Source organism: Shigella sp. SIG6 (genome assembly GCF_053555815.1).
This window is the reverse complement of record NZ_JBQZXC010000054.1, coordinates 1-23,422: the sequence shown is the minus strand read 5'-3', so window position 1 is coordinate 23,422 and position 23,422 is coordinate 1. Positions and strand designations below refer to the sequence as shown.

Genomic DNA, 23,422 nt, shown 5'->3' with positions numbered 1-23,422 from the left:
CTCACTTTGGCTTGCTGCGGCAGCTTTGTTACTGGAGAGTTATATGAGTCAGGCGCTAAAAAATTTACTGACATTGTTAAATCTGGAAAAAATTGAGGAAGGACTCTTTCGCGGCCAGAGTGAAGATTTAGGTTTACGCCAGGTGTTTGGCGGCCAGGTCGTGGGTCAGGCCTTGTATGCTGCAAAAGAGACCGTCCCGGAAGAGCGGCTGGTACATTCGTTTCACAGCTACTTTCTTCGCCCAGGCGATAGTAAGAAACCGATTATTTATGATGTCGAAACGCTGCGTGACGGTAACAGCTTCAGCGCCCGCCGGGTTGCTGCTATTCAAAACGGCAAACCGATTTTTATATGACGGCCTCTTTCCAGGCACCAGAAACGGGTTTCGAACACCAAAAAACAATGCCGTCCGCGCCAGCGCCTGATGGCCTGCCTTCGGAAACGCAAATCGCCCAATCGCTGGCGCACCTGCTGCCGCCAGTGCTTAAAGATAAATTCATCTGCGATCGTCCGCTGGAAGTCCGTCCGGTGGAGTTTCATAACCCACTGAAAGGTCACGTCGCAGAACCACATCGTCAGGTGTGGATCCGCGCAAATGGTAGCGTGCCGGATGACCTGCGCGTTCATCAGTATCTGCTCGGTTACGCTTCTGATCTTAACTTCCTGCCGGTAGCTCTACAGCCGCACTGCATCGGTTTTCTCGAACCGGGGATTCAGATTGCCACCATTGACCATTCCATGTGGTTCCATCGCCCGTTTAATTTGAATGAATGGCTGCTGTATAGCGTGGAGAGCACCTCGGCGTCCAGCGCACGCGGCTTTGTGCGCGGTGAGTTTTATACCCAAGACGGCGTGCTGGTTGCCTCGACCGTTCAGGAAGGGGTAATGCGTAATCACAATTAAAAAAATAGCCGGAGGTGAAAACCGTCCGGCTATTTTTTGCAGTGCTTGTTACGCGTTATAGGCATTCTCGCCGTGGCTGTTGACGTCCAGCCCTTCTCGCTCTTGTTCTTCCGGCACACGTAGGCCAACCGTCAGATCCGCCAGTTTGTAGCCAATAAATGCCACCACACCGGACCAGACGATCGTAATGGCGATGCTTTCCAACTGTACCAGCAACTGATGGCCCATCGTCACACCTTCAGCGAAGCCCACGCCGCCCAGAGAACTGGCGGCAAAAATCCCGGTCATGATACAGCCGACAATGCCACAAACGCCGTGCACACCGAAGACATCGCAGGGATCATCCACCCGCAGCAAGCGTTTGAGCATGGTAACGCCCCACAAACCCGCCAGACCAGCTACCACGCCGATAATCAACGCGCCGCCAACCCCAATGTAGCCGCACGCTGGCGTCACGCCGACCAGACCGGCAATCGCGCCAGAACACGCTCCCAGCAGAGAAGGCTTACCACGCAGCGCCCATTCACCGAAGATCCAGCCAAGAATTGCCGCCGCCGTTGCGACCACAGTATTCACAAATGCCAGTGCCGCGATTTCATTCGCCGTGCCCGCTGACCCGGCGTTAAAGCCAAACCAACCGATATAGAGAATGGCAGTCCCGGTGAAGACCATCGGCAGGTTGTGCGGTTTAAACGCCTCTTTACCGAAGCCCACGCGTTTGCCTATCAGATACGCGCCCACCAGACCGGCGATTGCTGCGTTAATGTGCACCACCGTGCCACCCGCGAAATCCAGCGCACCGTGAGAAGCCAGCAAACCACCGCCCCACACCATATGCGCAATCGGAATGTAAGAGAGCGTCAGCCATACCACCACGAAAATCAACACAGCTGAGAAGCGGATTCGTTCCGCCAGCGCCCCAACTATCAAGCCTACGGTAATGCAGGCAAACGATCCCTGAAACGCTACGTGGATATACTGATAAATGCTGCCCATCACCGCCGTCAGTTCGATGTTTTTTAGCATCAACCAGTTAATGTTGCCGAAGAAGTTGTTGCCCTCACCAAACGCCAGCGAATAACCGTAAACCACCCAGAGAATACAGACCAGTGCAAACGTCACCGTCACCTGCGTCAGCATCGACAGCACGTTTTTGCCGCGAATCAACCCACCGTAAAACAGGGCAATCCCCGGAATAGTCATAAACAGCACCAGCGCAGTACAAATCATCATAAACGCATTGTCGGCTTTATCGGCCACCGCAGGTGCAGCCATTACCAGTCCCGGCAGCATCGCCAGTGAAGCAAGCCCAGTTTTTATCGTCGCTATCTTCATTTTTCGTTCCTGTTGCTGTGTGCCAGAGATTACAGCGCCGCTTCGTCGGCTTCGCCGGTACGAATACGAATGACGCGTTGCAATTCAGCGACGAAGATTTTGCCGTCGCCAATTTTTCCGGTGTAAGCCGCCTTACTGACGATATCGATCACTTCATCGAGTTGGTCATCAGCAATCGCCACATCAATTTTTACTTTTGGCAGGAAGTTGACGCTGTATTCCGCCCCCCGGTACAGCTCGGCATGCCCTTTCTGACGCCCGAAACCTTTCACTTCGGTGACGGTCAGGCCCTGAATACCAATGGAAGATAACGCTTCACGAACGTCTTCCAGCTTGAATGGTTTGATTATCACGGTCACCAGCTTCATAGATCCCCTCCGGTCAGAATTCGGTAATGGTTCTGCTACACGAAGAAGGTATTGCAAGCGGTGTGCCAGAAATGAAAAACGAGAAAGAGAGCAGGAAGTTAAGAAGATTGAAAATGAAAACGCACTATGACAGTGCACAGTGCGTTACATTTTTGCACCAACGATGAAATATTGCGCTATTCAGGCGCTCAATGATTCCTCTTCACGCACGCTGGCTGCCAGCTCTTCGCCCGCAAGTTGCAGTTGATACACCTGCCAGTAGCGTCCCTGGGCCGCCAGCAGTTGCTGGTGAGTGCCCTGCTCCACGGCTTGCCCACGATGAAGCACCAGAATGGTGTCGGCATCAACAATAGTTGATAAGCGGTGAGCAATCACCACCAGCGTGGTATGTTCACGCACCGCCGCCAGAGCATGTTGAATCGCCTGTTCAGTACCGGAGTCAATGCTGGCGGTTGCCTCATCAAGGATCAGGATTTGCGGCGTCTCCACCAGCACGCGCGCCAGTGCCAGCAGTTGCTTTTGCCCGACTGAGAGATTATTTCCCTGCTCGCCCAGCGGCGTATAAATACCATCACTCATGCTGCGCGCCAGCTCCGCCAGTTGCACGGTTTCCAGCGCCTGCCAGACGCGTTCTTCGGAGATATCCCGCCCCAGCGTCACGTTGGCGAGGAAGGTATCCGCCAGCACCACCGGATCTTGCTGCACCATTGCCACGCCCTGGCGCAGCGCGCTATGACTTAGCGAACTTAATGGACGACCATCAAGGTGAATCTCACCTTCCGTTAGCGGGTAATAGCCCATCAATAAACTGGCGAGGGTACTTTTACCACTGCCGGTATGCCCGACCAGCGCCACAAAGTTACGCGAAGGCACAGAGAGATTAATGTTCTTTAGCACCAGATTGTCATCGCGATAAGCAAATGACACGTTATCGACTTCGATGGTGCCACTCTGTAACGGGTAATCATCATTGCCATATTGCTGGCGCGGTCCGTCCATCAGTTCAAACACGCGCTCACCAGCAACAACAGCCTGTTGCAGCATCGCCTGTTGCGTGGTCAGTTCGATTAAGGGTTCGTTAAGTCGCCCAAGATAGCTGATAAACGCATACAACACGCCCACTTCAATGGTGCCGCTGGCGGAGAAGCCAAACAGCATCAATAAGCCACAAAGAATGAGCGATGAAAACAGACTCAGCAGCGGACGCAGCAGAAAACCGTCGAGGCGCAGGGTTTGCATCCTAGCCATATAGTGTGAACGACTGGCCTCCCCCATACGTTCGCCAAATCGCGCCTGCTGACGAAACTGCTGGATAACGCTCATGCCATTGATGATTTCGTTAAAGCCGTCGTTGATATCCGCCAGATAGGCGCGCACACGGCGGACAATCGGCGTGCTGTAACGCTGGTATATCACCATTACCACCAGCACCACCGGGAAAATCATTATCGCCACCAGCGCCATTCGCCAGTCGAGGCTGAACATCGCCACCAGCATCGCGCCCACCAGTGCGGCACTGCGCAGGACAGTTGCCACTACGGTAACGTAGAGATCGCGGATCACTTCAGTGTCATTAGTGACGCGGGAAATCACCTGCCCGACGGGTTGGGTATCAAACTCGCTTAATGGCTGGCGTAACGCAGCATCCATCACGTCGGTACGCAACTGTTGCACTACGCCTACTGCCGCCCGATTAAACAGCAGCGACTGCGCGTAATGTAGCCCGGCGGCAAACAGTTGTAGCCCAACATACGCCGCAGCCAGCCCTGCAACCACTTTCAACGGCAGGTTATTTTTCGCTACCATATTGTCGATAAAATAGCTGATAAGCAGCGGCCCACTGACTTCTGCCGCCGCCGCAACCCACATCATCAGGACCGCAATCCCCAGCGGTTTACGCCACGGCGAACCATACGCTAACAGGCGCTTGAGAGTCGGCCACAGTTGGCTAAAACTACGCATCGACGGCCTCCTCGCGAATTTCCGGAACGTCGTCGAGCGCCGCCTCCAGTTGTTGATAGCGATACATATCGCGATACCAGCCGCTTTGTTGCGCCAGCTCATCATGATTGCCACGCTGGGCGATATGTCCGTGCTGCATCACAATAATTTCACTGGCTTCCGTCAGTGCCGAAAGGCGATGGGCACTGATGATTACCGTTCTTCCCTGTCCCCACTGACGCAGGTTATGCAGGATCTGGTGCTCTGTGCGTCCGTCCACCGCCGAAAGCGCATCATCAAGGATGAGGATTTCCGCGTTGACTAATAACGCTCGAGCAATGGAGATACGCTGTTTTTGCCCACCGGAAAGCATCACGCCGCGCTCGCCCACTTCTGTATCGTAACCTTGCGGTAGACGCAAAATATCGTCATGTACGCTGGCTAACCGCGCGACATGCTCAATCTCTTGCTGGGTGGCATTCGGGCAACCCAGCGCGATGTTATTCGCCACGGTGTCAGAAAAAAGGAATGGCGTCTGGCTGACCACCGCCAGGCGGCTACGCCAGCTATCGAGTTGTAACTTCGTCAGAGGAATATCATGAAAGCGAATATCCCCCTCGCTGACGTCGAAATGACGCTGAATGAGCGACAACAGGGTACTTTTGCCGGAACCAGTCGGCCCGCAAATACCCAGCATCTGACCGGGTTTCAGGGCGAAATTGACGTTTTCCAGCGCAGGATGGTCAGTCTGCGGATACGTGAACTGGTGAATATTTACATCCAGTTCGCCACGCCCTTCCGGCACGGGTTCGCTACCATCGTTCACCACCGGCGCTTCCGCCAGCATCGCGCGAATACGGCTGTATGCAGCACTACCACGTTCCACAATGTTAAACATCCATGCCAGCGCCAGCATTGGCCAAATCATCAGACCTAAATACATCATAAAACTGGTGAGCTGGCCCAGCGTTAAACTGCCCTGCACCACCATCCAACTACCGCCGCCAATCGCCAGCAAGTTCGCCATACCAATCGCGATATAGATGGTCGGGTCGAAACGAGCATCAATACGCGCCACCCGCATGTTTTTTTTGCCGGTATCTTCGGCATCCGCGGCAAATAACGCCGACTGGCGATCTTCCAGACCAAAGGCTTTGATCATGCGGATACTGGTGAGGCTTTCCTGGGTGCGGTCATTAAGACTGGAAAACGCCGCCTGTGCCAGCTTAAAGCGTTCATGCAAGGCATCGCCGTTGCGCTTAATCATGATCGCCATCACTGGCATCGGTAACAGGGCAAATAAGGTCAACTGCCAGCTAATTTGCGTAGACATCATAATCAACACAGCGCAGCCCATTACCAGTGAATCCACCAGCGTCAGCACCCCTTCTCCGGCGGCAAACACGACGCGATCGACGTCATTGGTCGCACGAGCCATGAGATCACCCGTGCGATGACGCAGGTAAAACTCCGGGTGCTGCCGGCTTAGCTGACGGTAATAATCTTCACGCAGTTCAACAGCCAGTTGGTAAGACGCGCCAAACAGCAATACGCGCCAGACATAACGCAGGAGATAAACCACAACGGCAATCAGCACCATGGTGGCGATCCACATCAGGATCAGCCCGGTAGTAAAGTGTTGTTCTGTCACGCCATCGACAACAATACCAACCACTTTTGGCGGAACCAGTTGCAGCATCGCGATAATGACAAGCAAGGCGACAGCCCCAAGATAGCGACGCCATTCCCGACGGAAATACCAGCTTAATTGAGCAAATAATCGCACGCGTTGTGTCCTGACCTGATTCTGGATGTTTATTCGATGGGTAAAGAAGTGGTGTATTTAATCTGTTCCATCGCGAAGCTGGAAGTGACGTCCGACAGCCCCGGCACGCTGTTTACCAGACGCTTATAAAACTCGTCGTAGCGTTTCATGTCGGCAACCTGGACGCGCATCAGATAATCGTATTCACCAGCCATGCGCCAGAACCCCAGCACTTTTGGCATTTCGGTAACCACCGTGACAAAGCGGCAATACCATTCGCTGCTGTGATGTTGCGTTTTTATCAGCACAAAGGCGGTCAGGCCGAGGCCTATTTTTTCCGGATCCAGCAGGGCGACTTTGCCGATAAGGATACCGTCGTCCTCCAGCCGTTTCAGGCGCTTCCAGCAGGGGGTGTTGTCAGATTAACGGCTTCAGCCAGTGCCTGCAAAGAGAGGGTGCAATCCTGCTGCAGTAAGGCCAGCAGCTTACGGTCAATTTTATCTAACATAGCCCTTCCACGGAGAATTTTTTTCTCTTTTAATTCTATTTTAAAGGTGAAATCGCGACAATTTATTCTGTGCGGTTTAAACACCACGGCACAAAATGACAAATTCAACGCAAAAAAAAACCGGGCAATTGCCCGGTGCTGGAAGGGATCTCGTTATTCGGGGGAATAAGGTAGATGTGGATAGTCCAGCCAGTGCGTCAAATAGTGAGAGACAGCCTGATTTCGGCAATGTCCAATCACCGGTAAATGCGGGAGCTCCGCGCGCAGTTGCGGCATCGCATTGCCCATAATAAACCCGCTACCGACGCTGCCTAACATTTCGCGATCGTTCATCGCATCACCAAAGGCCATGCAATCGCGCAACGATAAACCTAAATGTTGGGTCAGCACCGTCAATGCAGCGCCTTTATTGCAGCCCACCGGCAGCACTTCGAGGCAATCCGTGGCGGAAAAACACAAATGTGCACGCTCGCCTAATGCTTCGTATAGCTGGATCTGCAAGCGTGTAAGATCGTCGTGATCGCCACAGAAGCAGATCTTGGTGACGCTGCCGAGTGGCATTTTTTTGACATCGATTATCTGATAACGAAAACCGCTATAGACAAATACCTGCAACAACGCAGGGATCTCTTTCCCGGTAAACCAACCGTCGTCATTGAAGATATGCATGCTGGCTCGGGTATCCCATTGCTGATACAGCACCAGCTCCGCGACATCCGCAGGTAAATCATCACGATGTAAAAGTTCACCTTCCAGAGAATGCACGCGCGTTCCGTTGCCGGTAATCAAATATGCATCCAGCGATAGCGCCCCGAGAATATGCTGCATCTCCAGCGCATGACGCCCCGTGGCAAAAGTGAGGGTAATGTCGCGTTCACGCAGTCGCGCCAAAGTAGAGAGGGTTTTCTCACCTAAATGATGGTCAGGCATCAATAAAGTGCCATCCATATCAAATGCTGCCAGACGAGCCATTTCTTTCTCCACTCTGTGACACGGTTAATGGTGATTGAGTATCACCTGATATATACGGAAGTAATAGTGAATAGTTAAATAATATTGTTCCGGGTTTATATGCGATTGCTCAACCGTCTTAACCAGTATCAACGTCTGTGGCAACCTTCAGCCGGAAAGCCGCAAACCGTCACCGTCAGCGAACTGGCCGAACGCTGTTTTTGCAGCGAACGCCATGTTCGTACGCTGTTGCGTCAGGCACAGGAGGCGGGATGGCTGGAGTGGCAGGCGCAGCCAGGACGCGGAAAGCGCGGACAATTACGCTTTCTGGTCACGCCGGAATCGCTACGCAATGCGATGATGGAACAGGCACTGGAAACCGGAAAGCAGCAAGATGTGCTGGAGCTGGCGCAACTGGCCCCAGGTGAGCTGCGCACTCTGTTACAGCCGTTTATGGGCGGACAATGGCAAAACGATACACCCACGTTGCGTATTCCCTACTATCGCCCGCTCGAACCGCTACAACCAGGCTTTTTGCCCGGCCGTGCCGAGCAGCATCTCGCCGGGCAGATATTTTCCGGCCTGACCCGCTTCGATAATAATACTCAGCGCCCGATTGGCGATTTAGCGCATCACTGGGAAACCTCTACTGACGGGTTACGCTGGGACTTTTATCTTCGTTCAACCCTACACTGGCATAACGGCGATGCAGTAAAAGCCTCACACTTACACCAGCGATTATTGATGCTGTTACAACTGCCAGCACTGGATCAATTATTTATTAGCGTGAAGCGTATTGAAGTCACCCATCCGCAGTGTCTGACCTTCTTTTTACATCGCCCCGATTACTGGCTTGCGCACCGGCTGGCGAGCTATTGCAGCCATCTGCCGCATCCGCAATTCCCACTGATCGGTACTGGTCCTTTTCGCTTAACACAATTCACAGCGGAGCTGGTGCGCCTGGAGAGCCATGATTATTACCATTTGCGTCATCCGCTGCTTAAAGCGGTTGAGTACTGGATAACTCCGCCGCTTTTCGAAAAAGATTTGGGAACCAGTTGTCGGCATCCCGTGCAAATCACCATCGGCAAACCGGAGGAGCTGCAACGGGTCAGCCAGGTCAGTAGTGGCATCAGTTTAGGTTTTTGCTATTTAACGTTGCGCAAAAGTCCCCGACTCTCCCTCTGGCAGGCGCGAAAAGTGATCTCCATTATTCATCAATCCGGTTTATTACAAACGTTAGAAGTCGGAGAAAACCTGATCACCGACAGTCATGCATTACTGCCAGGCTGGACTATTCCGCACTGGCAAGTACCGGATGAAGTCAAACTACCGAAAACCTTGACGCTGGTTTATCACCTACCGATAGAACTTCATACCATGGCAGAACGCCTACAGGCGACACTGGCAGCGGAAGGCTGTGAACTCACAATTATTTTTCATAACGCAAAAAACTGGGACGACACGACCCTACTGGCACACGCAGACCTCATGATGGGCGACAGATTAATTGGCGAAGCACCGGAATATACTCTGGAGCAATGGCTACGTTGCGATCCACTATGGCCACATGTTTTCGACGCTCCAGCATATGCACATCTGCAATCGACGCTGGACGCGGTGCAAGTAATGCCTGATGAGGAAAACCGATTTAATGCCCTGAAAGCGGTTTTTAGCCAGTTAATGGCAGACGCGACGCTGACGCCGCTGTTCAACTATCACTATCGCATTAGTGCCCCTCCCGGCGTGAACGGTGTGCGACTGACACCGCGCGGCTGGTTTGAATTTACCGAAGCCTGGCTTCCCGCGCCGTCGCAATGAATAGCTGGTCCGGGTTAATCGCAGGCGTTACCATAACGCTTTTATTGTTCAAGCAGGATTATCTATGAAACGTGCTGTCGTTGTGTTCAGTGGAGGCCAGGATTCCACCACCTGTCTGGTGCAGGCATTACAACAATATGATGAAGTCCATTGCGTGACGTTCGATTACGGTCAGCGACATCGCGCAGAAATCGACGTGGCACGCGAACTGGCGCTGAAACTGGGAGCACGCGCGCATAAGGTTCTTGATGTAACGCTGCTCAACGAGCTGGCGGTCAGCAGCCTGACACGTGACAGCATTCCGGTGCCTGATTATGAACCTGAAGCCGATGGCATCCCGAATACGTTTGTCCCAGGGCGTAATATTTTGTTCCTGACGCTGGCGGCAATATATGCGTATCAGGTAAAAGCAGAAGCCGTAATTACCGGCGTCTGTGAAACGGATTTCTCCGGCTACCCGGATTGCCGCGATGAGTTTGTGAAAGCACTAAACCATGCCGTCAGTTTGGGCATGGCGAAAGATATTCGTTTTGAAACGCCGCTGATGTGGATTGATAAAGCGGAAACCTGGGCGCTGGCAGATTATTACGGCAAACTGGATTTAGTCCGTAACGAAACGTTGACCTGCTATAACGGCATTAAAGGCGACGGTTGCGGTCATTGTGCGGCATGTAATTTACGCGCCAACGGTTTGAATCATTATCTGGCCGATAAACCGACGGTGATGGCAGCGATGAAGCAGAAAACCGGGTTGAGGTAATTATTCCGGGTGTCGCCGGATGCGGCTTGAGCATCCGGCACCACAAAACGTTTACTTAACCATCTGCTCCAGCTTTTCGCGCAATTCCCCTTCCAGAGCTAATGCTTTCTGCGTTTTAAGATCAATACAAACAAACGTAATAAGCGCATCCGCTACCACCTGCCCTTCCGGCTCCAGTGTAATGACTTGGCTTAAGATGCCGCTTTTACCGTTTAATTGCTGCAACTGACTGGTAATAGTTAACAGGTCGCTTAATACCGCTGGGCGACGATAGTTAATATTGATATTGACCACGACGAAGGCGATGTTATGGGCCGTCATCCACTGAAAACTGTCGCTATTTTCCAACCCATCCCAGCGGGCTTCTTCGAGAAATTCAAGGTAGCGGGCGTTGTTGACGTGCTGGTAAACGTCGAGATGATATCCACGAACTTTGATTTGTGTTTGCATAGCGCAATAACCTTACGTTGTTGTTATAAGTACAGAGGTCATAACTGATATGACCTCTTCAGTCTGGCAAAAAATTGCCACTATGCAAATTAATTACAGGGTTAATACCGCCAGATTACGTTCCACCAGCGAATTGCCCATCCCCGGCACCTGCTTTAGATCCTCCACCGTTTTAAACGGACCGTACTCTTCGCGATAACTGACAATCGCCTGCGCTTTCTTCAGGCCAACGCCATTCATCGCGCGGGCTAGCTCTTCCGCGCTGGCATTATTAATGCTGACCCGGGTGCCTTCTTCGTCACTGGCTTTCGCCGGTACTGCTGCTTTACTTTGTGCTGCAGGAGCTTCCGCTTTGGTTTCTACCGCCGTCGGTTTCGCCACAGAAGCTGCCGCCAGCGCGCTATGAGACATTCCGGCACAGGCCAGGGACAGGGTAATGAGCAGTGCTTTAATTCCGTGTTTCATACTGTTTTCTCCTTGTTTGTTAACAGTGGAATCACCTTAACGGGAGTGAAAACAGTAAACAAATGGCAATGTTCAGAAATGGAAAAGGCCGCGAAAGCGACCTTTTCTTGTTACAGCTGCAACGCATTTTTTTGCGAGGCGGCTTCAGGATTATTGCTGTTCCAGCGCATCGCCAATTTTGATTTTCGCCTCTTTACGCAGGTTACTCATCAGAGCTTCAAAGACGATTTGTGCGTTGTTCTGGGTGATACCCTGCACCATCGCTTTTTTCTGATCTTCCGGCATTGAACCTTGTTTCACTTCATCCAGCGCCAGCAGAACCACATTACCTTGCATATCGGTCGCCATACCGTAGCTCGGTTTGTCTTTCGCTGGCAGTGGCAGTGCAAACGCCGCCTGGCTAATCGGGTCACGACCGGAACGGCTTAAGGTTTTCGGCTCGCCAAATTTCAGACCGGCAGCCTGCATAGCTTCCGCACCTTTGCCGGCTTTCAAATCAACCAGCAGTTTCTCAGCATCCACTTTCGCCTGTTGTTCAGCTTTGTTGTGCTGAACCAGTGCCTTAACTTGTTCCTGAACATCTGCCAACGGTTTCACCGCTTCCGGTTTGTGCTCGCTGACGCGCAGCACGAATGCGCGGTCGCCGTCTACGGTGATGATGTCAGAGTTGATGCCCGGCGCGCCGTTTTCACCTACCAGACCGCCGTTAAAGATAGCGTCGGCAACCGGCTTGAAGTTCAACTCTTCCGGCAGGTTATCTTTGCTGAACCAACCCGTCTGAGTGGCTTTAACGCCGGCAGCTTGCTCTGCACCGGCCAGAGACTCGGTGTCGTTGCTTGCCGCATCGCTCACTTTCTGCTGCAGCGCATAGTACGCATCGAGGGCTTTTTCGTGTTTCACTTTCGCCGCAATGTCGTCACGTACTTCGTCTAACGATTTCACTTTCGCTGGCTGAATGTCGTCCAGACGTACAATCAGGAAACCGACCGAAGATTTGATGACACCAGACAGTTGGCCTTTTTCTTTCAGACCAGCATTTTTCAGTTCGTCGGGGATAGTGGCATCTTCTAACCAACCCATATCGCCGCCGTTACGGGCAGAGATAATATCGGCAGATTTTTCTTTGGCTAATGCAGCAAAATCACCGCCTTTATTCAGCTCATCAAGTACCGCTTTCGCTTCATCTTCAGTTTTGGTCTGGATGATGCTGTAGCGGGTACGCTGCGGCTGGGTGAATTGATCCTGATGCTGATCGTAGTAGCTCTGGATATCCGCATCGCTAACCGGTTGCTGCATCATTGCGGCAACCAGCTTGATGTAACTCACGCGGAATTGTTCCGACGTCATGAAATTGTTTTTGTTTTGTTCGTAGTAGCTGGCAATCTCCTGTTCGGTCGCAGGCTGCTTCGCCGCCAGCGCGTTAACATCGATAGTCGCCTCACGCACCACGCGTTGTTGCGCGACCAGTGCCGCCAGCTCGTCGGTTTCACCTTTCAGCATAAAATCGGTACCGGCAACGCCGTTAATCAGCTGTTGGGTAGTGAGCTGGTTACGCAGCGCCTGGGCGTACTGATCGGCGGTCATCCCCATCTGGTTGAGGATACCGTTATAGCGGCTGTTATCAAATTTGCCGTCAACCTGGAAGGCTGAGGTCGCGAAAATCGCCTGTTTAACCTGCTCATCACTGATACCCAGTTTCAGCTCACGAGCGTACTGATCCAACAGCGCCTCGTCGATCAGACGATTCAGCACCTGTTGACGCAGGGTTTTCATATAGCCTTCGTTCGCTGCCAGCTCGGAGTATTGATCGCCCAGCTGTTGCTGCATGCGATTACGCTCGCTGTTAAAGGCGTTCTCGAACTGCCCACGGCTGATTTCCTGGTCATTCACTTTTGCGGCGTAGTTATTGCCTCCGCCAATCAGGTAACCACTCACGCCGGTCAATATGAACGACACGATAATGATACCGAAAATAATCTTGAGCACGAGACTGTTTGCAGCCGTGCGTAAGCTGTCCATCATGGTGTAACAACACTCCGCTGTAGATGACTGTGTACCTCACGCAACGTATCGATGCGCGCAAAGGCCTATTGTGACAAGAAACGGGGGCAATTGTCAGCCCACAAGACACAGAAAGTCACCGAATACAAATAAAAAAGGCACATCAGTAGATGCGCCCTTGAACTTCGTCACATCCCCACTGGGGACAACGCTTAGTTTACCGCGTCTTTCAGTGCTTTACCTGCACGGAAGCTCGGTACTTTAGCGGCAGCGATGGTGATCTCTTTACCGGTCTGCGGGTTGCGGCCAGTACGGGCAGCACGCTCTTTAACGGCAAAAGTACCAAAACCTACCAGTGCTACATCATCCCCTTCTTTCAGAGATTCAGTTACGGAAGCAATAATAGCATCTAACGCACGGCCAGCCGCAGCTTTAGAGATATCAGCCCCTGCAGCAATCTTGTCGATCAATTGAGATTTATTCACTCTTCTCTTCCTCTTTATAATTTATATCGCACTTGAATCCTTCAAGGTACGAACGCGCAGCAGTTATATCAGGCCAGCCATCCCCTTACAACACCCCTTAATAAGGGCAAGCCCGATCCGCTATCTAACTTAGCGAGACAAAAAAAGGCTGGCAAGCCCGAATTAGCCTGCCAGCCCTGTTTTTATTAGTGCATTTTGCGCGAGGTCACTATTTTGCAGTCACAACCTGCATGCCAGACGGTTCATTTTGCAGCGCCAGAGTCAGAACTTCCTCAATGCGCTTCACAGGATGAATGTCCAGATCGGCAATTACGTTGTCAGGAATCTCTTCCAGATCGCGTTTATTTTCGAACGGAATTAGCACTGTTTTAATCCCGCCGCGATGCGCTGCCAGGAGTTTTTCTTTCAAACCACCGATCGGCAGTACCTGCCCACGCAGAGTGATCTCACCGGTCATTGCCACATCGGCACGAACCGGGTTACCGGTCAGGCAAGAAACCAGCGCGGTGCACATAGCAATACCGGCACTCGGACCATCTTTCGGCGTCGCACCTTCCGGTACGTGGACGTGGATGTCACGTTTTTCGTAAAAATCAGGGTTGATCCCCAGTTTTTCCGCACGCGCACGAACCACCGTTAACGCCGCCTGAATAGACTCCTGCATCACTTCGCCGAGCGAACCGGTATAGGTCAGTTTGCCTTTACCCGGAACACATGCGGTTTCAATGGTCAGCAAGTCACCGCCCACTTCCGTCCACGCCAGACCGGTTACCTGACCGACACGGTTTTCGTTATCAGCGCGACCATAGTCGAAACGCTGAACACCGAGGTAGTCATGCAGGTTATCGCCGTTAATTTCTATATGTTTTAATGACTTATCGAGCAGTAACTGCTTAACCGCTTTGCGGCACAGTTTGGAGATTTCACGCTCCAGACCACGCACGCCCGCCTCACGGGTGTAGTAACGAATAATGCCGATAATGGCGCTATCGTCGACGGTCAGCTCACCTTTTTTCAGTGCATTACGTTCAATCTGCTTCGGCAGCAGGTGACGTTTGGCGATGTTCAGTTTTTCATCTTCGGTATAACCGGAGAGGCGAATCACTTCCATACGATCCAGCAGCGGTGCCGGAATGTTCATGGAGTTCGACGTCGCGACAAACATCACGTCGCTGAGATCGTAATCCACTTCCAGGTAGTGGTCGCTGAACGCTACGTTCTGCTCTGGATCCAGCACTTCAAGCAGTGCAGAGGCCGGATCGCCTCGCATGTCAGAAGACATTTTGTCGATCTCATCGAGCAGGAACAGCGGGTTTTTCACGCCCACTTTCGCCATTTTCTGGATCAGTTTACCCGGCATAGAACCGATGTAAGTACGGCGGTGACCACGGATTTCCGCTTCATCACGCACGCCGCCCAGCGCCATACGGACATATTTACGCCCGGTGGCTTTGGCAATGGACTGACCAAGAGAGGTTTTACCTACCCCCGGCGGCCCTACCAGGCAGAGGATCGGTCCCTTGATTTTGTTGACACGGCTTTGAACCGCAAGGTACTCAAGGATGCGATCTTTCACGCGCTCCAGACCATAATGGTCGGTATCAAGGATTTCCTGCGCCTGACGCAGGTCTTTTTTGACCTTGCTGCGCGCATTCCACGGTACCTGTACCATCCAGTCGATATAACCACGCACTACGGTCGCTTCTGCCGACATCGGAGACATCATTTTCAGCTTCTGCAACTCTGCTTCCGCTTTCTCTTTTGCCTCTTTCGGCATCTTCGCCGCGTCGATTTTGCGCTTCAGGGCTTCGTTTTCGTCCGGCGCGTCGTCCATTTCACCGAGTTCTTTCTGAATAGCTTTCATTTGCTCGTTCAGATAGTACTCACGCTGGGATTTCTCCATCTGCTTTTTAACGCGGTTGCGAATGCGTTTCTCAACCTGCAGCAGATCGATTTCCGATTCCATCATTGCCATCAGATATTCCAGACGTTCGTTAACGTCGGACATCTCCAGAACGGACTGTTTGTCAGCCAGTTTCAGCGGCATATGTGCAGCAATGGTATCCGCCAGACGCGCCGGATCGTCGATGCTATTCAGCGACGTCAGCACTTCTGGTGGGATTTTTTTGTTCAGCTTGATGTAGCCTTCGAACTGGCTGATTGCAGTACGCACCAGCACTTCCTGTTCCCGCTCATCAATGGTCGGCGACTCCAGATACTCCGCCTTCGCAGAAAAGTGTTCGCCATTGTCAGAGAGCGCAGAAATACGCGCGCGCTGTAACCCCTCGACCAGCACTTTGACGGTGCCGTCAGGCAGTTTCAGCATCTGCAATATAGAGGCCACGGTCCCGACGGTGAAAAGATCGTTTACACCCGGCTCATCCGTTGAAGCTTCTTTCTGCGCGACCAGCATAATTTTTTTATCATGGTCCATCGCCGCTTCCAGACAACGGATAGATTTTTCCCGCCCGACAAATAAGGGGATGACCATGTGCGGATAAACCACCACATCGCGCAGCGGCAATACGGGGATTTCAATGCGTTCAGAACGCTCAGGATTCATAGAGCTCTCTCTTAGTTTAATTTCCGCCAGGTAATCAGATGACACGACTGTGCTTCACGCCATCTATTAACATGTACGTCAGTATATGGGGATGTTTCCCCCACATTCAACGCCGAGAATAGAGGAAAAATTAAAGGGGAGATAAAATCCCCCCTTTTTGGTTAACTAATTGTATGGGAATGGTTAATTATTCACCAGATGCCTGTTGCGCTTCCGGCTTACCATAAATCAGCAACGGTTTGCTTTGACCATCAATTACCGACTCGTCGATAACCACTTTTTCGACGTCTTCCATGGACGGCAGATCGTACATGGTATCGAGCAGTGCGGCTTCTACGATGGAACGCAGGCCACGGGCACCGGTTTTACGCGCCATCGCTTTCTTAGCGATAGCATCCAGCGCCTCGTCACGGAATTCCAGATCCACGCCTTCCAGATTAAACAGCGCCTGATACTGCTTGGTCAGGGCGTTTTTCGGCTCTTTGAGGATCTGAATCAGAGCTTCTTCGCTCAGTTCATTCAACGTTGCTACAACCGGCAGACGACCAATGAACTCAGGGATAAGACCAAACTTGATCAGATCTTCCGGTTCAACCTGCGCCAGCAGCTCGCCTTCGCTTGCTTTGTCGGACTTCGCTTTTACCGTCGCGCCAAAACCAATGCCGGAGCCGGTTTCTACACGGTGGGAAATCACTTTATCCAGACCGGCAAACGCACCGCCACAAATAAACAGGATCTTAGAGGTATCAACCTGCAAGAATTCCTGCTGCGGATGTTTACGCCCACCTTGCGGTGGAACAGCAGCTACCGTACCTTCGATCAGTTTCAACAGTGCCTGCTGTACTCCTTCACCGGAAACGTCTCGGGTAATGGACGGGTTGTCTGACTTACGAGAAATCTTGTCGATTTCATCGATGTAGACAATCCCGCGCTGCGCTTTCTGTACGTCGTAATCGCACTTTTGCAACAGCTTCTGAATGATGTTTTCAACGTCTTCGCCCACATAACCGGCTTCGGTCAGCGTGGTTGCGTCGGCCATGGTGAACGGGACGTCCAGCAGGCGCGCCAGCGTTTCAGCCAGCAGCGTTTTACCGGAACCGGTCGGACCGATCAGCAGAATGTTACTTTTGCCCAACTCGACACCATTGCTGGTATCGCCGTTGCGCAGACGTTTGTAATGGTTGTATACCGCGACCGCCAGCACTTTTTTCGCCTGTTCCTGGCCGATAACGTAATCGTCCAGGTGGTTGCGAATTTCATGCGGCGTCGGTAGCGCACTGCGTTCACGATGCGGTGCAACTTCTTTAATCTCTTCGCGAATGATGTCGTTACATAAATCAACACATTCGTCGCAGATATACACGGATGGACCGGCAATCAGCTTGCGCACTTCATGCTGGCTTTTGCCGCAAAAAGAGCAATACAGCAATTTGCCTGAGCCATCTTTGCGTTTATCTGTCATGGGTCAAAACCTCTTCTTTGTTCTTTGTGCCGCACACGACGACGCAAATGCCATTCTCAGGCGCAAGCCGCTTACAGCGTTGTGCCGCCCTAGATAAGTATAGCGGCACAGTTGCGCCTCTGGCATCAATTACGATGGGTCAGAATCGAATCGACCAGACCGTATTCCACCGCTTCAGGGGCGGAAAGGAAGCGATCGCGCTCGGTATCACGTTCAATCTGTTCTAATGATTGACCCGTATGAAGCGCCATAAGTTCATTCATGCGCCCTTTAACTTTCAGAATTTCACGGGCATGAATTTCGATATCGGTCGCCTGGCCCTGGTAGCCGCCCAACGGTTGGTGAATCATCACGCGCGAATTCGGCAGGCAAAAACGTTTACCTTTTGCCCCTGCGGTCAACAAGAAAGCGCCCATCGAGGCCGCCTGGCCCATACAGATGGTGCTGACATCAGGCTTGATAAACTGCATGGTGTCATAGATAGACATCCCGGCAGTGATCACCCCGCCTGGGGAGTTAATGTACAGATAGATATCTTTTTCTGGGTTTTCCGCTTCCAGGAACAGCATCTGCGCCACAATCAGGTTAGCCATGTGGTCTTCAACCTGGCCAGTCAGAAAAATGACGCGTTCCTTAAGTAGACGAGAATAGATATCAAAAGAGCGCTCACCGCGTGAGGTCTGTTCAATGACCATCGGCACCAGCGCCATATGGGGTGCAAAGTTATCTCGTTCGCCGCTGTATGACATTTCCGTCTCCTGGATAAAATTGAAAAAAACCTGCTGTACCGATTGTAACCTTATGGACGGATTATCAGCTAGTCCCTGTGTTATGGGTACGGCATCACCATATTTCAAGCATAACAATCTTTTGTTGTTACGCTAACACCGAAAGAGGCTTTTCGCACGGCTCCATGCAAAATTCATGACAAAAAAAAGCCCACCACCTAGCGGTGACGGGCCTTTGTGCGAATTTAGCGCGTTATGCTGCGTAAATTACGCCTGCTGGTTCATCAGCTCGTTGAAAGTGGTTTCTTTTTCAGTCACTTTCGCTTTCGCCAGTACAGCTTCAACAGCCTGTTCTTCCAGAGCAACATTGCGCATGTTGTCCATCAGTTCTTTGTTTTTGCTGTAGAACTCGATAACTTCTTTCGGATCTTCGTACGCAGAAGCCATCTCTTCGATCAGGCCTTTCACGCGCTCTTCGTCAGCTTTCAGCTCGTTGGTGCGGATAACTTCGCCCAGCAGCAGGCCAACAACTACGCGGCGTTTAGCCTGTTCTTCGAACAGTTCGCGCGGCAGTTCCAGAGCTTGTTTTTCGTTGCCACCGAAACGCTGTGCAGCCTGGCGACGCAGAACGTCGATTTCGCTGTCGATCAGCGCAGCCGGTACGTCGATGTCGTTAGCTTTTACCAGACCTTCGATCGCCTGAGACTTAACGCGGTTACGGATGGCGCTCTTCAGCTCGCGCTCCATGTTTTTACGCACTTCAGCGCGCAGACCTTCTACGGAACCATCTTCAACGCCGAAACGTTTGATGAATTCTGCAGTCAGTTCCGGCAGTTCACGCTCTTCAACTTTCTTCAGGTTGATAGCGAATTTCGCTGCTTTACCTTTCAGGTTTTCTGCGTGGTATTCTTCCGGGAAGGTCACGTCGATGGTGAACTCTTCGCCAGCTTTGTGGCCTTTGATACCGTCTTCAAAGCCCGGGATCATACGACCCTGGCCCATCGCCAGTACGAAATCAGACGCTTTACCGCCTTCGAACTCTTCGCCGTCTACAGAACCGGTGAAGTCGATGGTTACGCGGTCTTCTGCTTCAACAGCGCCGTCTTTTTCTTTCCAGGTCGCCTGCTGTTTACGCAGAGTATCCAGCATGCCGTCAACGTCAGCGTCGGTCACTTCAACGATCGGTTTTTCAACTTCGATCGCTTCCAGACCCTGCAGTTCAACTTCCGGATAAACTTCAAACTCTACAGAGTAAGTGAAGTCTTCACCCAGCTTGTATTCGCCCGGAACATAAGTCGGTGCGCCAGCCGGATTGATTTTTTCTTTAATGATGGCGTCAATGAAGTTACGGCTCATCAGGTCACCCAGAACGTCCTGGCGTACAGACGCGCCATAACGCTGAGCAACGATATTCATTGGCACTTTGCCTTTGCGGAAGCCGTCAATACGTACTTTTTTCGCAACGTTGACCAGCTCGCTTTTAACAGCGGTCTCGATGCTGTCAGCAGCGATAGTAATCGTTACACGGCGGCCAAGGCCTTGAGTGGTTTCAACTGAAACTTGCATCTTGTTACCTCAAAAAATCACAGTGCTCGGTCAACTCTTACCCCGCAAGCACAGGTTGTTGGCTTCGCGGAACCGGGATGTTCTTATAATCAATCACATTCCCTGTTACCAGAATCATCCCGAAAGCATTCAAATAGGACGCGGCATTATAGCGGCATCACTTTTATGAGTCGAGAACGGTTATTGCGCGCTGTCGCGTATTTTTTCACAATTCCCGGGCAATTTTCGTCTGAATGCTGGGCAAAAAGCGCAAAATCCAGACAAAACAAAACGGCCCGCAGGCCGTTTTTCATAAAATCTTTAGCAACATACTGGAAAAGCGCCGACAGTTGCAAATGCGTTTTTACGCGATGCTTCCTGCTCCACGACAGGGAGGAGAGGCAAAGACGGTGTCCTGCAACCCTTCCCACTCCTTAATAGTGTAAGTATGCAGAGCCAGCGCATGAACGGTAGTAGAGAGTTCCTCCGCTAAAGTACTGTAAATCATTCGATGACGATTCAGAAAACGTTCACCCGTAAAACGATCGCTGACCAGCACAACTTTAAAATGGCTTTCAGAGCCGGCTGGGACATTGTGACGATAGCTTTCATCCACTACTTCGAGGAATACGGGTTGGAACGCCGCCCTTAATTTTTCTTCTATCCGCTCACGTATCATCATGAAATATCTCCTCCGACAACGCTGAGATGTCATCCATCCCTTTAAATACTAGCCGCTTTTACCGTTTCCATTGCAGCTTAACAACAAATATTTAGGTTTCGTCCTGGTTTTTCCGTCAAGCGTATGAAGTTTACTGATTTAAAGATTGAAACACAGGCCTCGCATCAGCGTTTCTTTTACCAGGGGTGATTATTTCGTCAACATGATGAATTTACATGCCTTACCCACTTCCCCTCGCCGTTGGCAATGTTATGATGGCGGGAATTTTTACCAAACACGCTTAAGAGTCTCTGAGAGCCCGAACATGTTCAAAAAAATCCTCTTCCCGTTAGTTGCTCTGTTTATGCTTGCAGGATGCGCAAAACCGCCAACAACTATTGAAGTTTCCCCGACGATTACACTGCCACAGCAGGATCCAAGCCTGATGGGCGTCACCGTAAGCATTAATGGTGCCGATCAGCGTACCGATCAGGCGCTGGCAAAAGTCACCCGCGATAATCAAATCGTTACCCTGACCGCCTCCCGCGATCTGCGTTTCCTGCTGCAAGAAGTGCTGGAAAAACAGATGACCGCGCGTGGTTACATGGTTGGTCCGAATGGACCGGTTAATCTGCAAATCATCGTTAGCCAACTGTATGCTGACGTGTCCCAGGGCAACGTGCGCTACAACATCGCTACCAAAGCGGATATCGCCATCATCGCTACCGCGCAGAATGGCAACAAAATGACCAAAAACTATCGTGCCAGCTACAACGTTGAAGGTGCGTTCCAGGCCTCCAACAAAAATATCGCCGATGCGGTTAACAGTGTGCTGACCGATACCATCGCTGATATGTCTCAGGACACCAGCATTCACGAATTCATCAAGCAGAACGCGCGTTAATTTCTGCCCTCTGGCCCGGTGCAAGCCGGGCCTGTAGACGCCCATGTCCAGTCAATATTTACGTATTTTTCAACAGCCGCGTTCAGCCATATTGCTGATCCTGGGTTTTGCTTCCGGGCTACCGCTCGCCCTGACATCCGGCACCTTACAGGCCTGGATGACGGTCGAAAATATCGATCTCAAAACCATTGGTTTCTTCTCTCTGGTAGGCCAGGCTTACGTTTTTAAATTCCTCTGGTCACCGCTGATGGACCGCTACACGCCCCCATTTTTTGGGCGGCGGCGCGGTTGGCTGCTCGCCACGCAAATCCTGTTATTAGTCGCCATTGCGGCGATGGGTTTTCTCGAACCAGGCACCCAACTCCGCTGGATGGCGGCGCTGGCGGTGGTGATCGCTTTTTGCTCTGCCTCCCAGGATATTGTCTTCGATGCGTGGAAAACCGATGTGCTCCCGGCAGAAGAACGTGGTGCGGGCGCGGCAATCAGCGTGCTGGGTTACCGTTTAGGGATGCTGGTTTCCGGCGGCCTAGCCCTGTGGCTGGCAGATAAATGGTTGGGCTGGCAGGGCATGTACTGGTTGATGGCGGCGCTGTTGATCCCCTGTATTATCGCGACGTTGCTTGCACCAGAACCAACCGACCCCATTCCTGTGCCCAAAACGCTGGAACAAGCGGTTGTTGCACCTCTGCGAGATTTCTTTGGTCGCAATAATGCCTGGCTTATTTTGCTTCTTATCGTGCTGTATAAGCTGGGCGACGCATTCGCCATGAGCCTGACAACTACGTTTTTGATTCGCGGCGTCGGGTTTGATGCGGGTGAAGTAGGCGTGGTAAACAAAACGCTTGGCTTACTGGCGACCATTGTTGGCGCATTGTACGGTGGGATTTTGATGCAGCGCCTGTCGCTGTTCCGGGCGCTGCTGATTTTCGGCATTTTACAAGGTGCGTCTAACGCTGGTTACTGGCTGCTGTCGATTACTGATAAGCATCTCTACAGCATGGGCGCAGCCGTCTTTTTCGAAAACCTCTGTGGCGGGATGGGCACATCAGCCTTTGTCGCGCTGTTAATGACGCTGTGTAATAAGTCATTTTCCGCTACTCAATTTGCCCTGCTCTCAGCGCTTTCCGCTGTAGGGCGAGTTTATGTCGGCCCCGTGGCGGGTTGGTTTGTTGAAGCACACGGCTGGTCGACATTCTATCTATTCTCCGTCGCCGCTGCCGTACCGGGGCTTATTTTGCTGCTGGTTTGCCGCCAGACGCTTGAATATACACGAGTAAATGACAACTTTATCTCCCGTACCGAATATCCGGCAGGTTATGCCTTTGCCATGTGGACACTGGCGGCGGGCGTCAGCCTGTTGGCCGTGTGGTTACTTCTGTTGACGATGGACGCGCTGGATTTGACGCACTTCTCTTTCCTGCCTGCTCTGCTGGAAGTCGGGGTTTTAGTCGCCCTTTCTGGCGTCGTGCTTGGTGGTTTGCTGGATTATCTGGCGCTACGAAAAACGCATCTGACGTAATCTGTAAATATTATTTAGCTGTAGTAATCACTCGCCGTAATTATTACGGCTAAATAAACATCAGCATCGCTTATTAATATTTGTTCTTTTGTGCGGCTTAGCGTTTGGAAATTATTGGCGCCATTTATAAATTCTATTTTTCTTACACGATTCAGCTAATGAGTCTTTATTTTCTCACCACCCAGTTGTCACTCCAATGATAATTATTTGTTAAATAATTGTTTTATTTCGCATTAGTTATACCAATTGCCCGCCAAGACTCCTTCTGCACTCCCCTTTTGTTATAA

At 51.7% G+C, this 23,422-nt stretch carries 18 protein-coding genes and 2 pseudogenes; 5 read left to right on the top strand and 15 right to left on the bottom strand.

Annotated elements, in window-relative coordinates:
- Positions 1-43 precede the first annotated feature (43 nt).
- Positions 44-903: pseudogene (tesB, locus tag ACUU1M_RS11095) on the top strand (acyl-CoA thioesterase II).
- Between the two features lie 48 nt (positions 904-951).
- Here the strand turns inward: tesB and amtB are convergent.
- From amtB to cof, 6 genes and pseudogenes are all read right to left on the bottom strand, one after another.
- Positions 952-2,238, bottom strand: coding sequence for an ammonium transporter AmtB (gene amtB / locus ACUU1M_RS11090; protein WP_000685029.1), 1,287 nt, complete (start codon positions 2,236-2,238; stop codon positions 952-954).
- A 29-nt stretch (positions 2,239-2,267) separates the two neighbouring features.
- On the bottom strand, positions 2,268-2,606 hold the full coding sequence (glnK, locus tag ACUU1M_RS11085; protein ID WP_000780338.1) for a P-II family nitrogen regulator: 339 nt from the start codon (positions 2,604-2,606) through the stop codon (positions 2,268-2,270).
- A 180-nt stretch (positions 2,607-2,786) separates the two neighbouring features.
- A complete protein-coding gene (locus tag ACUU1M_RS11080; RefSeq protein ID WP_001256216.1) occupies positions 2,787-4,568 on the bottom strand; it encodes a SmdB family multidrug efflux ABC transporter permease/ATP-binding protein in 1,782 nt (593 codons plus the stop codon).
- Positions 4,561-6,333 carry a SmdA family multidrug ABC transporter permease/ATP-binding protein gene (locus tag ACUU1M_RS11075; protein ID WP_001235580.1) on the bottom strand — a complete coding sequence of 591 codons (1,773 nt, stop codon included), beginning with the start codon at positions 6,331-6,333 and terminating at the stop codon, positions 4,561-4,563. Before ACUU1M_RS11075 ends, ACUU1M_RS11080 begins: the two co-directional genes overlap by 8 nt.
- Before the next feature lie 29 nt (positions 6,334-6,362).
- Positions 6,363-6,820: pseudogene (gene decR, locus ACUU1M_RS11070) on the bottom strand (DNA-binding transcriptional regulator DecR).
- 153 nt (positions 6,821-6,973) lie between these two features.
- Positions 6,974-7,792 carry an HMP-PP phosphatase gene (gene cof / locus ACUU1M_RS11065; protein ID WP_005072959.1) on the bottom strand — a complete coding sequence of 273 codons (819 nt, stop codon included), beginning with the start codon at positions 7,790-7,792 and terminating at the stop codon, positions 6,974-6,976.
- A 99-nt stretch (positions 7,793-7,891) separates the two neighbouring features.
- Here cof and ACUU1M_RS11060 point away from each other — a divergent pair, with 99 nt between their 5' ends.
- Both ACUU1M_RS11060 and queC read left to right on the top strand, forming a co-directional pair.
- Positions 7,892-9,592 carry an SgrR family transcriptional regulator gene (locus ACUU1M_RS11060; RefSeq protein ID WP_001238198.1) on the top strand — a complete coding sequence of 567 codons (1,701 nt, stop codon included), beginning with the start codon at positions 7,892-7,894 and terminating at the stop codon, positions 9,590-9,592.
- A 64-nt stretch (positions 9,593-9,656) separates the two neighbouring features.
- Positions 9,657-10,352, top strand: coding sequence for a 7-cyano-7-deazaguanine synthase QueC (gene queC / locus ACUU1M_RS11055; protein WP_000817229.1), 696 nt, complete (start codon positions 9,657-9,659; stop codon positions 10,350-10,352).
- Positions 10,353-10,403: 51 nt separating this feature from the next.
- On the opposite strand, the gene fadM is transcribed toward queC, so the two are convergent.
- From fadM to bolA, 9 genes are all read right to left on the bottom strand, one after another.
- Positions 10,404-10,802: a long-chain acyl-CoA thioesterase FadM gene (fadM, locus tag ACUU1M_RS11050; RefSeq protein ID WP_001194534.1), complete on the bottom strand. Its 399-nt coding sequence runs from the start codon at positions 10,800-10,802 to the stop codon at positions 10,404-10,406.
- A 93-nt stretch (positions 10,803-10,895) separates the two neighbouring features.
- The gene (locus ACUU1M_RS11045; RefSeq protein ID WP_000680312.1) at positions 10,896-11,267 is read right to left on the bottom strand and encodes a helix-hairpin-helix domain-containing protein; all 372 of its coding nucleotides are present in this window, start codon (positions 11,265-11,267) and stop codon (positions 10,896-10,898) included.
- Between the two features lie 150 nt (positions 11,268-11,417).
- Complete coding sequence (ppiD, locus tag ACUU1M_RS11040; RefSeq protein WP_000969405.1) at positions 11,418-13,289, bottom strand: peptidylprolyl isomerase; 1,872 nt, start codon at positions 13,287-13,289, stop codon at positions 11,418-11,420.
- 191 nt (positions 13,290-13,480) lie between these two features.
- Complete coding sequence (gene hupB / locus ACUU1M_RS11035; protein ID WP_254892905.1) at positions 13,481-13,771, bottom strand: nucleoid-associated protein HU-beta; 291 nt, start codon at positions 13,769-13,771, stop codon at positions 13,481-13,483.
- Between the two features lie 190 nt (positions 13,772-13,961).
- Positions 13,962-16,316 (bottom strand): endopeptidase La, encoded by a 2,355-nt coding sequence (lon, locus tag ACUU1M_RS11030; RefSeq protein ID WP_001295325.1) that lies wholly within the window; start codon positions 16,314-16,316, stop codon positions 13,962-13,964.
- A 187-nt stretch (positions 16,317-16,503) separates the two neighbouring features.
- On the bottom strand, positions 16,504-17,778 hold the full coding sequence (clpX, locus tag ACUU1M_RS11025; protein ID WP_000130305.1) for an ATP-dependent protease ATP-binding subunit ClpX: 1,275 nt from the start codon (positions 17,776-17,778) through the stop codon (positions 16,504-16,506).
- A 125-nt stretch (positions 17,779-17,903) separates the two neighbouring features.
- On the bottom strand, positions 17,904-18,527 hold the full coding sequence (gene clpP / locus ACUU1M_RS11020; protein ID WP_000122253.1) for an ATP-dependent Clp endopeptidase proteolytic subunit ClpP: 624 nt from the start codon (positions 18,525-18,527) through the stop codon (positions 17,904-17,906).
- Positions 18,528-18,773: 246 nt separating this feature from the next.
- Positions 18,774-20,072, bottom strand: a complete 1,299-nt coding sequence (gene tig, locus ACUU1M_RS11015; RefSeq protein WP_001198386.1) for a trigger factor — start codon at positions 20,070-20,072, stop codon at positions 18,774-18,776.
- 343 nt (positions 20,073-20,415) lie between these two features.
- The gene (gene bolA, locus ACUU1M_RS11010) at positions 20,416-20,733 is read right to left on the bottom strand and encodes a transcriptional regulator BolA (protein ID WP_000973448.1); all 318 of its coding nucleotides are present in this window, start codon (positions 20,731-20,733) and stop codon (positions 20,416-20,418) included.
- Positions 20,734-21,037: 304 nt separating this feature from the next.
- On the opposite strand from bolA, the gene ACUU1M_RS11005 reads away from it, so the two are divergent.
- Both ACUU1M_RS11005 and ampG read left to right on the top strand, forming a co-directional pair.
- The gene (locus tag ACUU1M_RS11005; RefSeq protein ID WP_001295326.1) at positions 21,038-21,616 is read left to right on the top strand and encodes a lipoprotein; all 579 of its coding nucleotides are present in this window, start codon (positions 21,038-21,040) and stop codon (positions 21,614-21,616) included.
- Positions 21,617-21,659: 43 nt separating this feature from the next.
- The gene (gene ampG, locus ACUU1M_RS11000; RefSeq protein ID WP_000098418.1) at positions 21,660-23,135 is read left to right on the top strand and encodes a muropeptide MFS transporter AmpG; all 1,476 of its coding nucleotides are present in this window, start codon (positions 21,660-21,662) and stop codon (positions 23,133-23,135) included.
- Positions 23,136-23,422: the final 287 nt, after the last annotated feature.